Annotated in this window: 12 protein-coding genes (1 of these 12 cut by a window edge); 6 read left to right on the top strand and 6 right to left on the bottom strand. The window is 69.7% G+C overall.

Translation table 11 applies throughout. The features are described 5' to 3' along the window. The first annotated feature begins 59 nt into the window (after positions 1-59). The 5 genes from ACFYTQ_RS12380 to ACFYTQ_RS12360 all read left to right on the top strand — a co-directional run bounded on the left by ACFYTQ_RS12380 (position 60) and on the right by ACFYTQ_RS12360 (position 5,511). Positions 60-809, top strand: a complete 750-nt coding sequence (locus ACFYTQ_RS12380; RefSeq protein WP_387359791.1) for a DUF1989 domain-containing protein — start codon at positions 60-62, stop codon at positions 807-809. After that, positions 806-1,411: an urea amidolyase associated protein UAAP2 gene (locus tag ACFYTQ_RS12375; protein ID WP_387359789.1), complete on the top strand. Its 606-nt coding sequence runs from the start codon at positions 806-808 to the stop codon at positions 1,409-1,411. Before ACFYTQ_RS12380 ends, ACFYTQ_RS12375 begins: the two co-directional genes overlap by 4 nt. Before the next feature lie 146 nt (positions 1,412-1,557). Then, positions 1,558-3,510 carry a 5-oxoprolinase/urea amidolyase family protein gene (locus ACFYTQ_RS12370; protein ID WP_387360192.1) on the top strand — a complete coding sequence of 651 codons (1,953 nt, stop codon included), beginning with the start codon at positions 1,558-1,560 and terminating at the stop codon, positions 3,508-3,510. 2 nt (positions 3,511-3,512) lie between these two features. Then, the gene (gene atzF / locus ACFYTQ_RS12365; RefSeq protein ID WP_387359787.1) at positions 3,513-5,117 is read left to right on the top strand and encodes an allophanate hydrolase; all 1,605 of its coding nucleotides are present in this window, start codon (positions 3,513-3,515) and stop codon (positions 5,115-5,117) included. Between the two features lie 139 nt (positions 5,118-5,256). After that, entirely contained in the window at positions 5,257-5,511 is a 255-nt protein-coding gene (locus ACFYTQ_RS12360; RefSeq protein WP_387359785.1) for a hypothetical protein, read from the top strand. An 80-nt stretch (positions 5,512-5,591) separates the two neighbouring features. On the opposite strand, the gene ACFYTQ_RS12355 is transcribed toward ACFYTQ_RS12360, so the two are convergent. Beyond that, positions 5,592-5,996, bottom strand: a complete 405-nt coding sequence (locus ACFYTQ_RS12355) for a RidA family protein (RefSeq protein ID WP_387359783.1) — start codon at positions 5,994-5,996, stop codon at positions 5,592-5,594. Positions 5,997-6,031: 35 nt separating this feature from the next. Next, positions 6,032-6,505, bottom strand: coding sequence for a MarR family winged helix-turn-helix transcriptional regulator (locus ACFYTQ_RS12350; RefSeq protein ID WP_387359781.1), 474 nt, complete (start codon positions 6,503-6,505; stop codon positions 6,032-6,034). Between the two features lie 108 nt (positions 6,506-6,613). On the opposite strand from ACFYTQ_RS12350, the gene ACFYTQ_RS12345 reads away from it, so the two are divergent. Then, positions 6,614-7,729: a GDSL-type esterase/lipase family protein gene (locus tag ACFYTQ_RS12345; RefSeq protein ID WP_387359779.1), complete on the top strand. Its 1,116-nt coding sequence runs from the start codon at positions 6,614-6,616 to the stop codon at positions 7,727-7,729. A gap of 281 nt (positions 7,730-8,010) precedes the next feature. Here ACFYTQ_RS12345 and ACFYTQ_RS12340 read toward each other — a convergent pair whose 3' ends face one another. The 4 genes from ACFYTQ_RS12340 to ACFYTQ_RS12325 form a co-directional block, all read right to left on the bottom strand. Beyond that, entirely contained in the window at positions 8,011-9,588 is a 1,578-nt protein-coding gene (locus ACFYTQ_RS12340) for a hypothetical protein (protein WP_387359776.1), read from the bottom strand. Beyond that, positions 9,573-10,340, bottom strand: coding sequence for an ABC transporter ATP-binding protein (locus ACFYTQ_RS12335; RefSeq protein ID WP_387359774.1), 768 nt, complete (start codon positions 10,338-10,340; stop codon positions 9,573-9,575). Before ACFYTQ_RS12335 ends, ACFYTQ_RS12340 begins: the two co-directional genes overlap by 16 nt. A 330-nt stretch (positions 10,341-10,670) precedes the next feature. Then, positions 10,671-11,261 (bottom strand): Uma2 family endonuclease, encoded by a 591-nt coding sequence (locus ACFYTQ_RS12330; protein ID WP_387359771.1) that lies wholly within the window; start codon positions 11,259-11,261, stop codon positions 10,671-10,673. A gap of 104 nt (positions 11,262-11,365) precedes the next feature. Then, positions 11,366-13,601, bottom strand: the 3' portion of a protein-coding gene (locus tag ACFYTQ_RS12325; RefSeq protein ID WP_387359769.1) for a non-ribosomal peptide synthase/polyketide synthase. The gene runs 41,549 nt beyond the window's last position; only the last 2,236 of its 43,785 coding nucleotides appear in the window; the start codon falls outside the window, past its right edge; its stop codon occupies positions 11,366-11,368.

The following is a 13,601-nucleotide window of genomic DNA, read 5'->3' as shown; positions in this document are numbered from 1 at the left end:
ACCCGAAAGCCCCGGCCGAAGGCGGCACCCGACGGCCGGGGCCCGACGAGAGGAAGACCATGACCACCGCGTCCACGACCGGCGCACGCGAGCACGCCCGCGCCCAAGCGGCGAGCGCGACGATCACCGCCCCTACTCTCCCCGACGAGGTAGACAGCGACAAAGTTCTTGTCGCCCAACGCATCCCGGCGCACGGCTACGCGAATATCGTCCTGGCCCGGGGAACTCGGGTCCGGTTGAGCGATCCCGCCGGCGCGGCCTGCGCCCATCTCCTGCTGTTGCGCGCCGAATCCCCTTGGGAGCGGCTGAATGTCGCCGATACGGTGAAGGTCCCCTGGCAGGCGTACCTCGGTCCCGGGCATCCGCTGCTCTCGGATCAGGGCCGCGTCCTGGCGACCATCGTGGCCGACACCTCCACCCATCACGACGCCCTCTGCGGCCCCGGCCAGGCCGCCCGGCGAATCCTCCGGCTGGCCGGTACGAAACACGGTCTCGAGCCCCGGGACATCGGCCCCACCGTCTCCCTGTTCCGCGGCGTGCGCGTGGCGTCGGACGGCGCGCTCGTCCCGACCGGAAGCGCGGGCGCGGGGACCTCGGTCGATCTGCTCATCCATCTGCCGGTCACCCTGCTGGTCGTCAATGCCGAACATCCCCTGGACCCTGCCCCGCCGACCGACCTCGATCTGGTCGCCTGGTCCGCGCCCGGCGATCTCACCCGCGAGTACAACACCGAACCCGAATACCGCCGCGCCGTCGAGAACACCGAAACCGCTTGGCGCGCAGCGCATCCGCAGGAGGTACCGGCATGAGCACGATCGTTCTCGACGAGACCGTCCCCGCCCGTTCCCCGTGGTCGACCGTGGTCCGCGCGGGTGAGCGGCTGGAGATCATCGATCTGCACGGCAACCAGGCCGTCGACTGCCTGCTCTACGCCGCCGCCGACACCACCGACCGGTACAGCGCGCAGGCCACGATCACCGCGCAGCGCAATATCTTTCTTACTACCGGCAGCGTCCTCTACACCGAGAACGGCACGGCCCTGATGACCGTCGTCGCCGACGAGGTCGGCAATCACGACACCGTCGCGGGCGCCTGCTCCCAGGAGTCGAACACCCTGCGCTACGGCCACCACACCCGCCACCAGCACGCCTGCGTGGAGAACTTCCTCGCCGAGGGCCTGAAGTGGGGTCTGGGCAAACGCGATCTGGTGTCGAACATCAACTGGTTCATGAACGTCCCCGTCGAGCCGGACGGCACCCTCGGCATCGTCGACGGCCGCTCCGCCCCCGGCAAGAAGGTCACCCTCCGCGCCGACACCGACACCCTCGTCCTGATCTCCAACTGCCCCCAGATCAACAACCCTTGCAACGGTTTCGACCCCACTCCGGTACGGATGGTGGTGACGCTATGACCGCGCGCGAGCCCGAGGTCCGGAGTCCGGGGACAACGGACGGCGGCCACGCGATCACCGAACAAGAACCTCGACCTCGGAGTCCGGAGCCGACGGATCGCAGCCGAGTGACCGCCGCGCGCCATGTCGAGGTGCTACGACCGGGGATGCTGACCACCGTGCAGGACTGGCCCGGCCGGGTCGGGTACTGGCATGTCGGGGTGCCGCCGTCGGGGCCGATGGACGATCTGTCGTTCCGGCTCGGCAATCGGGTGCTCGGGAACTCCGAGGGTGCAGCGGGTTTGGAGTGCACGCTGAGCGGGCCGGTGCTGCGCTTCACCGCGGCGACCACGGTGTGCGTGACAGGCGCGCCCACAGCGGTGACCGTGAACGGAAGCCCTGTGGCGCAATGGCGTTCGGTGCCCGTCCCGGCGGGCGGGGTGCTCGAGGTCGGGGCGGTCGGCGGACCGGGAATGCGCTGCTACATCCTGTTCGCGGGCGGACTCGAGATTCCCGAATACCTCGGCAGCGCGGCGACTTTCACGCTGGGACGGTTCGGCGGCGCGACGGGTGCGGCGCTGCGGGTGGACGACCGCCTCACTCTCGGAACGGAATACGGCCCGACCGCCGCCGCGGTGCCCGGCGACGAGCGCCCGGTCATCTCCTCACGCTGGGAGCTGGCCGTCACCGAGGGGCCGCACGGCGCGCCGGAGTTCTTCACCCGCGCCGACTTCGACACCATTCTCGGGACCGACTACGAGGTGCACTTCAACTCCGATCGCACCGGCGTGCGCCTCACCGGACCTCGCCCGCAGTGGGCCCGTACCGACGGCGGTGAGGCGGGCCTGCACCCGTCCAACATCCACGACACCGCGTACTCCGTGGGCGCGCTGGACTTCACGGGCGACACTCCGATCCTGCTCGGCCCGGACGGCCCGAGCCTGGGCGGATTCGTCTGCCCGGTCACGGTGGTGGCCGCCGATCGGTGGAAGCTCGGCCAGCTCGCGCCGGGCGACAAGGTCCGGTTCGTCCCGGTCCGCGCGGAGCGGGCGGCGTCGCTGCGCGAGACCGGTCCCGCCCGACGCGCGCAGTGGCCGTTCGTACTGTCCTCCGGCGGCGACGCCGATGACGGCGTGCTGGCCCGCGACGACGCCGACGACACCACGTCGGTGACCTATCGTCGCGCCGGAAACGACGGTGTACTGGTCGAATACGGGGATATGACCCTGGATCTCGGATTGCGCGCCCGGGTGCACGCGCTGCACCGGCATCTCCTCGAACGCGGCGAACCGGGCATCACCGAATTGACGCCGGGCGTCCGCTCGCTCCAGGTCCGCTTCGATCCCGACCGGCTCGCCACCCCGAAACTGCTGCGACTGCTGCGCGAGGCGGAGGCGCTGCTCCCGTCGGTGACGGAACTCGTGGTGCCCAGCCGCACGGTGCATCTGCCGCTGTCCTGGGACGATCCGGCCACCCGCGAGGCCATCATCCGCTACATGCACGGGGTGCGCGCCGACGCGCCGTGGTGTCCGTGGAATATCGAATTCATCCGGCGCATGAACGGTTTGGCCGATGTGTCGGAGGTCTTCGACACCGTTTTCGCGGCCGAATACCTGGTGCTCGGCCTCGGCGACGTCTATCTGGGCGCGCCCGTGGCCACGCCCACCGATCCGCGGCATCGGCTGGTCACCACCAAATACAATCCGGCGCGGACGTGGACGCCGGAGAACGCGGTCGGCATCGGCGGCGCGTACCTGTGCGTCTACGGGATGGAGGGGCCGGGCGGCTACCAGTTCGTCGGCCGCACCACTCAGGTGTGGAATCACCGCTGGGCGCCGGGCGACGCCGAAAGGCCGTGGCTGCTGGACTATTTCGATCGCATTCGCTGGTATCCGGTGTCGGCGGAGGAATTGCTCGATCTGCGAGCCGATTTCGCGGCGGGCGACTGCCGGTTGCGGACCGAGGACGGTGAGTTCCGGCTCGCCGACTATCGCGAATTCCTCACGGCCAACGCCGATTCCATCGCCGACTTCCGCACCCGCCAGGCCGCCGCCTTCACCGCCGAACGCAACTCCTGGCGGGCCGCGGGCGAACTGGCCGAGACGAAGGGAACCCGCTAGGCATGACCACCTGGATCAGCCGCCGCACCGACAGCGAGATCGACGCCGAAACCTCCTCGACCACAGGGGAATTGGCTGGTCTACGCCTGGCGGTCAAGGACAATATCGACGTGGCCGGGCTGCCCACCACGGCCGGATGCCCGGAGTACGCGTATTCGCCCGAGCGTGACGCGGACGCCGTCACCGCGCTGCGATCGGCCGGGGCGGTCGTGGTCGGCAAGACCAACCTCGACCAGTTCGCGACCGGGCTGGTCGGCACGCGCTCCCCCTACGGTGTCGTACCCGACGTCCGGCGGCCCGAATTCGTCTCGGGCGGTTCGAGTTCCGGTTCAGCGGTCGCGGTCGCGCGGGGCGAGGCGGATATCGCCCTCGGCACGGATACGGCCGGTTCGGGACGCGTACCCGCCGCGTTCCAGGGCATCGTGGGAATCAAGCCGACGGTCGGGGTGATCTCCACCGCGGGCGTCGTGCCCGCCTGCCGCTCGTACGACTGCGTGACGATCCTCGCGGCGGACCTCGCCCTCGCCGACCGCGCCATGGGCGTGCTGGCCGCGGGTGCGCCGGGCCGGGCGTGGCCGAGTGATACCCGGCTGGCCGCGCCGCCGGAACCCGTTGTGGCGGTGTTCGATCCGCTGCCGGATCTGGATCCGGACTGGGTCGCCGACTACGAGCGGACGCTGGCCGTGTTGCGGGAACGCGGGGCGCGGCTCGTCGCGGTGGATCCCGAACCGTTCCTGGCCGCCGCGCGACTGCTGTACGAGGGCGGGCTGGTCGCCGAAAGATACTCGGCCGTAGGCGATTTCGTGGACACCGCCCCCGAACACCTCGATCCGACCGTGGGCGCGATCATCCGCGGCGCGCGCGACATCCCCGCCCATCGCCTCGTCACCGACCGCGCCGAGGTCGAGCGCCTGCGCACGATCGCCATGGCGAGCCTCGCCGGGGCCGACGCCCTGCTCACCCCCACCGCGCCGATCCAGCCGACCATCGCGGCCGTCACCGCCGACCCGATCGGCGTGAACGCCCGAGTCGGCACCTACACCAACTTCTGCAACCTCTTCGACCTGTGCGCGGTATCCGTCCCCGCGGGCGCCCCCGGCTTCGGCGTGACCGTCCTGGCCCGCGCCTTCGACGACGCGATCGCCCTCGACATCGCCGCCCTCATCACCGGCCACCCCCTCACCCACCCCTGGCCCACCCGCATCGCCCCCACCCACGACCTGGTCGTCTTCGGCGCCCACCTCCGCGACCAACCCCTCGCCCACCAACTGACCGACCTCGGCGCCCGCTGGGCGGGCGAGGTCCGTACGTCCCCCCACTACCGCCTGGCCGCCCTCGACACCACCCCACCCAAACCAGCCGTAACCCGCTGCCCCCCAGAGGAATCCGGCGTCTCGATAGCAGGCGAACGCTGGCTCCTCTCCCCCGCCGCCCTCGGTCACTTCCTCGCCGCCCTCCCGGCCCCGATGCAGCTGGGCAAGGTGGAACTCGACAATGGTTGCTGGACAACGGCTTTCGGTTGCGATGGCGCCGCGGCTGCGGCGGGCAAGGACATCAGCGAGTACGGCAGCTGGCGCGCGGCCCTGGCGGCGGGGGCAACGACCTAGAATCCTGTCCCCAATGCGGTGGACATGTACGATGTCGCTGGACCCACGCCCGCACATCGGGGATGGGTCATTGCCGAATCCGAGCAATCATCGCCGGAATCCATCCCGGTCGCAGGCAATGAAATGTAGGGGGATAGCCGTGTCGAAGGAAATCGGGGGAAAGACCTTCAGGAAAAACCCCAACCCACCGTCCGAGGAACATGTCGCTCGCATGTTGGCCTCTGCCGCCGAGTGGCAGCGGAAGAAGGATGCCGTGCCACCGGAAGAGCGGTTTCATCTGTCCGACAAGTTCGGCGGATGGGATTTCGATGGTACAGAGTTCGCCGGAGAAGTGAACGAGAAACAACGACAGCGGCGAGACCGCGAGCAAGGCGATAACGCAAACGAAGAGTAGGGGCCGAACCGGATTCCAAGTGCCCCTACTCACGAGAAGTTGCCATCATCGACCCAGCGAAGAGAATGTCGCGAGGTGAACTACTCGGGCGGAAGGGCGGCGATGGCCTCGATCTCGACCAATGCCCCCGGGACCGCCAGGCCGGAGACGAAGACTCCCGTGATAGCGGGCGGGTTGGGTCGTCGACCCCAAATTTCCTGGAAGGCGGCGAAGCCTTCCTGAAGGGGCTCGCCCGCTTTGATGAAAATCGTCCACTTGACGATGTTCTCCAGATCGCCGCCCGCGGCTCGGACACAGCTCTGGATGTTCAGAAGGGCTTGGCGGGACTGGGATTTCAGGTCGGGGCCGACGAGGCTGCCGGTGGCGTCCGTGCCGTTCTGGCCGCCGATGTGGAGGGTGTCGTAGCCCGCGGGGATGCGAACCGCTTGGCTGTAGGCCGGGTTGCTGTGCATGTCGGGGGGATTGATGTGGGTGACGGTCGTCATGGGCGCACCTTAGCGGCGGGGGGTGACGGGTTCGGTCAGTCGGAGACCTGGGTTGCCTCGGGGAAGGTGGCGTCGCGGATGATGCGCAGGCTGGTGACGAGGGCCTCGCGTTGGTCGGGGGTGAGGGGGGTGAAGAACCAGCGGTCGACGACCTCGATGTACTCGGGCAGGACCTTGGCCAGGCGGGCCGCGCCCGCGTGCGTGAGGACCGCGTAGGAGCTGCGGCGGTCGGTCGGGTCGGCCTCGCGGCGGGCGAGGCCGTTGCGTTCGAGACGGTCGACGAGCCTGGTCACGCCGCTGGTGGACAGCTGGGTCTGCGCGGCGAGGACCGTCATGCGCAGCCGGGAGCCGGGCGAACGGCTCAGCCGCATGAGCGCGATGAAGTCCAGCAGCGACAGGCCGTTGGCCGACCACGTCTCCTCCAGTTTCATGCGTAGACCCCGCCCGGCCTCGAACAACAGGCCCACCTCGGTGAGCCGCGGATCGTCGAAGAGGTCGGTGTGGTCCATATCCGCCACTCTAACAAAAACTTGCCGCGCGGATAGTTGACACGCGTAACAAATCGAACCTACCGTTGCGGCGAGGATATTCCTCGACGCAACTACTTGGAGGTCGTGATGTCGTCCACCTGGCTGGCGGGTTTCCGGTCCGCGGTGATCAGCCCCTACGAGCGGATTCAGCTGCAAGCGTCGCGCGGCTTCGCCGACGAGACGGTGCGGCAGGTGCTGCGCCTGGTGGGTGGCGGTGCGCGGGTACGGGTTCGGCTCAGTAATCGGTACGGGACCGAGCCGCTCGTGGTCGCGGCCGCGCGGGTGGCCCTGCGCAAGGCGGGTGCGGAGATCGTGGGCGAGACCGAGCGGGTCGTGCGGTTCGACGGAGCGGATCAGGTCACGATCCAGGCGGGGGACGAAATCGTCAGCGACGCAATCGATCTGGCCGTCGAAGCGGGCGACGACCTGGTGCTGAGCCTGTACCTGCCCGAGGCGACCGGGCTCGCCACCTTCACGCACAGCGCGTTCGAGAGGGCCTATATCGCGCCGGGCGATCGGGTCGCCGCGCCGGATCTCGCCGAGGCCGAGGAGTCGACGTCGCGATTCTTCGTCACCGGGGTGGACGTCCTCGCGCCCGCGGCCGCACCGGTCGTGGTGGCCTTCGGGGATTCGTGGTTCGAGGGGGCGGGGACCACCGTCGGGGCGAATCACCGCTCGGTCGATTTCCTGAACGCCCGCCTGCGCGAGGGGTGGATCGTCAATCAGGGCATCGGTGGAAACCGGTTGCTCACCGACGAAGTGGGCGCGCACGGGCTGGCCCGTTTCGAGCGTGACGTGCTGGCGGTGCCGGGTGTCACCCACGTGCTCGCCAACTTCGGCATCAATGATCTGATCCTCGACGGCACGGCGTCGATCAGGGATCTGATCGACGGCTACACCGAACTCGCTCGCCGCGCGCACGCCGCGGGGCTGCCGATCTACGCCAATACGGTGGGGCCGTTCGCCGGTGTCGTCTATCCGGGGCTCAGCGTCGACACCGGCATTCCCGCTCGGCACGAGATCAACGAATGGCTGCGTGGCACAACGGTCTTCGATCGCGTCTTCGATGTCGCCGCGGCCGTGGCGTCGCCCGACGATCCGGACCTCATCCGCCCGGATCTGGACAGCGGCGACGGGCTGCATCTGAACGACGAGGGAGCGCGAATCATGGCCGCCGCCATGGATTTTCCGCTGGTGCGGTAAGCCCTGCCGTCCGGCCCTGGGGGCCGGACGGCAGGGACAAAGGGGAGGCCCACGGCCCGGGAGGAGGGGTAACGGAAGCCCACGGGCGGACGGCAGGGACATGGGGGAGCCGACGCCCGAACGGCAGGCACATGGGAAGCCCACGCCCGAACGGCAGGCACATGGGAAGCCCACGCCCGAACGGCAGGCAGGTGGGGAGCCCACCCGGACAGCAGGGACGTGGGGAGCCCACCCCCGAACAGCAGGGACAAGGGGAAACCCACGGCCACCGGGTAGCCCCCCTACCGGGGCTTGACCTCCGCCAACAGCTCCGGCCCCCGCTCCAGTAGCCGCCGCTCGGCCAACCGAGCCGCGAACAACGCCACCCCGAGACCGATGGCTATCCCGACCGGGACCGCAACCCATTGGAGCAGCCAGCTTTTCAGCAAGGCCCCCGTGGTCAGGATCGCGATGACCGGCGCGCAGAAGATGATCTGGCCGGTGCCCACGGTGATCTGGAGGAGGGCGCGGGCGCAGCCGGGGTTGGCGCCGCCGCCCGCGAAGGGGTTGCCTCGTTGTTGTGGCACGGGATACGCGGCGTACACGGACAGGTACATGGCCGTACCTATTCCGACCCCGAGCAGTACCGGCAGGGTGGCGAAGCCCCACGGGTACAGCTTGGCGAGCCCGACCACGGGGGGCAGGACGAGGGTGAGGAGCAGGCCGAACGGGGCGACGATGAGCACCCAGGCCAGCATGCGGCCGCGGACGTCGGCGCGGGCGGCGCCGGGGACCACCAGGGTCTGCCAGATGGCCGTGCCGTCGAAGCCGTACATGTTGGCGCTGGCCATGGCCGCCATCCACACCACGAACGCGCCCGCGAACGGCAGGGCGCCCTGATTGTGTTGCAGCGCCAGGAAGATCGGCACCACGATGCCGATCAGCATGAGCGGCAGCAGCGCCGCCCGGCGGCGACTGTCCCGCCACCAGGTGCGCAACTCCTTGGCCACCACCGCGCCCAGCGGATCGGCCGGCAGCAGCCGATCCAGCACTCCCACACCGGAATTCGCGCGCACCCGACCGGCCGCGGCCTCGGGGGTGGTGAGCCGACGACGCAGCAGCACCGCCCACGCCTGCCACAGCAGCAGCGAGAGCAGTACCGAACCACCCACCGCGGCCGTACCGAACCACCACTGTCCACGCGCCGCCGCCTCCACCGCGTACGGCGCCCAGCCCGACGGGGAGATCCGCAGCGCCAGGGCCACCGGCGGCGAGGCGTGCTCGAGCCGGGGGCCGACATAGCTGATCAGCAGCTGGATCGGGTAGTACGCGAGACCGCTCATGGCGGCCAGCACGACGCCGAGATCCTTGCCGCGCCGCGATCGCATCGCCGCGCCGATCCACGCCAGCAGCACCCGCGACAGCACGACCACGAACACGAGCTGCGCGATCGCCCCGACGACCGCGAAAAGTGCTGGGAGCACACCGAATTGGGCGCCGAGCAGGACCAGCCCGCCGAACGCCACGAGATTCACCAGCGCGGCGGGACCGGTGAAGGCCGCGGCCAGCAGACCCACCGCGAGCTGCCGATAGCTGATCGGCAACAGCCGGAAATGCTCGGGCTGCAATGTCTCGTCGCTGCTGCCGGTGAGCACGGGGCCGCAGATCCAGCCCAGCGTCCACACGGCGTACAGCGCGGCGGCGGCGTTCGTGGCGGCGCGCACGTCCCATGCGTAGCCGACGCCCGCCAGCAGACCCGCCGTGGCGACGGCCGCGACGACGCCGACCGCCAGCCCGATCCAGAAGCCCACCGCTGCCCGGCCGCCGCTCATCGCCCGCGTGGTGAGCCGCCACCGCATGCGGATCAGGACGCCAACCACGCCAGCCCCTCGTCGCCCGCGACGCGCCCGCCGACCAGCCGCACGAACGCCTCCTCCAGCGTGCCCGCGCCGCGCACCTCGTCCACCGTGCCCGCCGCGACGACCCGGCCGCGATTGATCACCGCGAGCCGATCGCACAGGTTCTCCACCAGCGCCATCACGTGGCTCGACAGCACCACCGAGCCGCCGGAGGCCACGAAGCGTTGCAGGATGGTGCGAATCGTCCTGGCGGACACCGGATCCACGGCCTCGAGCGGTTCGTCGAGCACCAGCAGGCGCGGCGCGTGCAGCAGCGCGGTCGCCAGGCCGATCTTCTTGCGCATACCCGCGGAGTAGTCGACCACGAGGGTGTTCTCGGCGCCGTCGAGTTCGAGCACGCTCAGCAGTTCCTGGGCGCGCTCGGCCACCGTGCCCGGCGCCATCCCGCGCAAAAGCCCTGTGTAGGTGAGCAATTCGCGTCCGGTGAGCCGCTCCGGCAACGCCAGCCCGTCGGGCAGCACGCCCACGATCGTCTTGGCGTGCACCGGATCCGACCACACGTCGAACCCGAAGATCTCCGACCGCCCCGCGTCCGGCCGCAGCAGTCCCACGGCCATCGACAGCGTCGTCGTCTTCCCGGCCCCGTTCGGCCCGACCAGCCCGAAGAACGACCCGGCAGGCACCTCGAGCGCGACCCCGTCCACCACCCAGGGCCCACCGAATCCCTTGTACAACCCACTCAATCGCAAAGCAGGCGAATTATCCGTTTCCAAAGCTCCCCTCCTCCAACCCAAGCCAGAACAGTCGACCCACCCTACGGAATCGCCATCCCCACCCCGTTCTGTTAATCCCCGCGTGTCGAGAGCCCCCACCCCCACACCGGACAAACCCGGCGATAAACATCCACAGTACCCCGACAAGACGAAGGCACCATGGGAAAACACCTCATCGACCTCGACGACGAACTACTGGAAACCGCCCGACACGACCTGGGCACGACCGGAATCCCCGAGACAATCGACGCGGCCCTTCGATCAGCGCTCGCCACGGCCATCCGAGCCCGCGACATCGACCGGCTCTGGCGAACGGACGGACGCGCCCGCCTACCTCAGGAGCGTCGCGGGATCGAGGGTGACCGCGAAGGGTGAACCCAGCGTCACCGGCCGCCCGGCGGCGACGCGGTGCGTCAGCTCGTATCGGCCGCGGGCCAGCGCGTGCGCGAACAGCACCGGAGGTTGCTCGCCGGGCCGATGACCTTCGAAGGGGCCGGTTTCGATACGCCAGTAGTTCGCGATGCGGGCCTGGGCATACAGCAGGGGTTTGACCAGACGATCCTGCAAGCTCGTGGGTGGTGACACGATCTCGACGGCGAGCAGTACCTGGTCGGCGGGAATTCCCGTCGCGTCCATGTCCACTCGCCCTCGACCGACGATCAGGTCGGGGATGGGTTCGTCCTCGCCGCTGAGTACACCGACGCCGGGGAGCACCCAAAAGGACTGCGGCGCAGCCGTTTCCAGGACAGCGAACAGCCCGGTCAAGAGCTTCTGGTGCAACGGCGTCGGGGCGGGACTGACGACCAGCTGGCCGTTCAGGACCTCGTACCTGAGACCGTTCTCGGGAATGCGGTCGAGATCCGCGGCCGTCCATCTGCCCAGGACGGGCGGAAATACGGCTGCCATCTCGGGCATGAACATCGGCTCCCCTATCCTCGGCCAGCAAATCCCCGCTCCTGAACGAAGAACGGAGCTTACCTCCGAGCCCACCTCCGGACGCCCCACGACGGCCGGAGACGAAACCCTCACTCCACCACGATCACCCGAACCTCATCCTCGGCCTCCACCGACTCCCCCGCGTCCACGAACCAGTGCGTGACCTCCCCGTCCGTCACATCCGCGTCCGCGTCCCCACTCGGCAGCACCGACAGGGCACCGGCGGTGGCGCTCGCCAGGAACTCGGCCAGGAGCGCGGGGCCGGCGGCGGAGCGGGTGTACGTCGTCGACTCGTAGTCGACTTCGTGGGTCTCGCGCAGGGATTCGGCTCGGTCGAGGGCCTGGTCCTGGGTCAGTCGGACCCAGGTGCCGTCGGAGGCGCGGGTGATGAAGGCCGGGTGGTCCTCGTGGAGGGGGCGGACTCGGTCGGCGTAGGAGACCGGGTGGGCGGGGGCGGCGGTGATGTCGGCTCGGACCTTCGGGTTGGTGGGGACCAGCCAGCGGACCGACTTGGCGGCCGGTTCGAGGGCGATGCCGAAACCGGCTCCGGCGGAGACGATTTCGCCGAAGGACAGGCCGTCGGCGAACAGTACCGCGGCGCCCGCCTTGTGGACGGCCCAGACCGCGACCGCCGCGTCCAGGGAGCGGGGCAGCGCGATCGCCACGATGTCGCCGGGGCCGACGCCGCGGTTGATCAGCACCCGCGCGAGCTGCGAGGAGCGCGAATCCACCACGTGGTACGGCACTTCCGCGCCGTCGACGAGCAGGGCGGGAGCCTGCGGATCCTCCTCGACCACCTCGCCGAGGGCCTTGGCGACCGTGCGGGCGCCGACCCGGGCGGGCCGGTCCGCGCCCGTCGCGGCGGGATCGCCCGAGCCCGCGAGGATGCGGGCGCGTTCGTCCTCGTCGAGGATGTCGATGTCGCCGACGAGCGCGTCGGTGTCGCCGAGCAGCGCCTCGAGCACCCGCAGCATGCGTCCGGACAGCGTGGCCACCTCGTCGGCGGTGAACCGGCTGCCCAGGTACTTCCAGGTCAGCTCGATCGTCGACTCCGCGGTCACCAGTAGGGTCAGCGGGTAGTGCGTGGCGTCGTTGACGCCCACACCGGTGACCGACATGCCGTCGATGGAGCTGGCGGCGGCGATCGCCTCCTTGTCCATCGGATACGACTCGAACACCAGCAGCGTGTCGAATTGCGCTCCGGCGCCGGAGATTCGCTGGATATCGGTCAGCCCGACGTAGTGGTGCTCGAGCAGATCCGCCTGATCGCGCTGCAACCGGCCCAGCAGTTCCTCGACGGTGAGCCGGTCGTCCACCCGCACCCGCACCGGCAGCGTGTTGATGAACAGACCCACCATCGACTCGACGCCGGGCAGTTCCGGCGGCCGACCCGACACGGTCGCGCCGAACACGACGTCGCCGCGTCCGAGCAGCCGCCCGAGCAGGATGCCCCACGCCGCCTGCACCAGCGTGTTCACCGTGACGCCGAGTTCGGCGGCGTGCTTGGTGATGCGGCGGGTGCGGTCGGCGTCGATCTCGGTGATCAGCTTGCCGATCTCGTAGTCCTCGGACGCGCGCGGCTGCGGCGCGAGCGCGGTCGGCTCGTCCACCCCCGACAGTGCCTTGGCCCAGGTCCGCAGCGACGCGTCGCGATCGCGCGCGGCGAGCCAGGCCAGGAAGCTGCGGTAGGACGTCACCCGCGGCAGCGCGGTCTGATCGCCGCGCACCGCGTACAGCACCAGCATGTCGCGCATGAGCAGCGGCATCGACCAGCCGTCGAGCAGGATGTGGTGGGTCGTGATGCCCAAACTCCACCGATCCGCGCCCGTCCGGTACAGCGTGAACCGCATGAGCGGCGCGACGGCCATGTCGAAGTGCGTCCGGCGATCCACCTCGACCAACCGCTGCAACTCCGGAAGTCGTTGCGGCTCGGGCAGATGCGTGAGATCCACCTCCCGCCACGGCGCCTCCACCCGATCGAGCACGACCTGCACGGCATGCCCGTCGGAGTCGGTGACGAAGGCGGTGCGCAGGTTCGGGTAGCGGTCCAGGATCGCCTGCGCCGCCGCCCGCAACCGGGCCACGTCCAGCGTGCCGCCGAGGTCGACGACCGCCTGCATGGTGTACACGTCGACCGTCGCCTGCGTCATCAGCGCGTGGAACAGCAGACCCGACTGCAACGGCGACAGCGGCCAGACATCGTCGAGCGCGGGGTAATCCCGTTCCCACACTTCGATATCCGACTGCTCGACCGTCACCAGCGGCAGATCCGACGGGGTGAGACCCCCGGCGTCCGGCCGTTGCGCGTGCCGCGCCAGCGCGGTC

Origin of the sequence: Nocardia sp. NPDC004068, assembly GCF_042874315.1 — a bacterium.
In the GTDB taxonomy this organism is placed as follows: domain Bacteria; phylum Actinomycetota; class Actinomycetes; order Mycobacteriales; family Mycobacteriaceae; genus Nocardia.
Note: the sequence above shows the minus strand (reverse complement) of the source record. Positions and strands in the feature narration are given on the sequence as shown.

Coding starts and splice junctions, on each gene's coding strand:
- ACFYTQ_RS12330 (WP_387359771.1), bottom strand. CDS start 11,261: ATGTTCATGCCCGAGATGGCAGCCGTATTTCCGCCCGTCCTGGGCAGA.
- ACFYTQ_RS12370 (WP_387360192.1), top strand. CDS start 1,558: ATGCTGACCACCGTGCAGGACTGGCCCGGCCGGGTCGGGTACTGGCAT.
- atzF (WP_387359787.1), top strand. CDS start 3,513: ATGACCACCTGGATCAGCCGCCGCACCGACAGCGAGATCGACGCCGAA.
- ACFYTQ_RS12375 (WP_387359789.1), top strand. CDS start 806: ATGAGCACGATCGTTCTCGACGAGACCGTCCCCGCCCGTTCCCCGTGG.
- ACFYTQ_RS12345 (WP_387359779.1), top strand. CDS start 6,614: ATGTCGTCCACCTGGCTGGCGGGTTTCCGGTCCGCGGTGATCAGCCCC.
- ACFYTQ_RS12380 (WP_387359791.1), top strand. CDS start 60: ATGACCACCGCGTCCACGACCGGCGCACGCGAGCACGCCCGCGCCCAA.
- ACFYTQ_RS12350 (WP_387359781.1), bottom strand. CDS start 6,505: ATGGACCACACCGACCTCTTCGACGATCCGCGGCTCACCGAGGTGGGC.
- ACFYTQ_RS12355 (WP_387359783.1), bottom strand. CDS start 5,996: ATGACGACCGTCACCCACATCAATCCCCCCGACATGCACAGCAACCCG.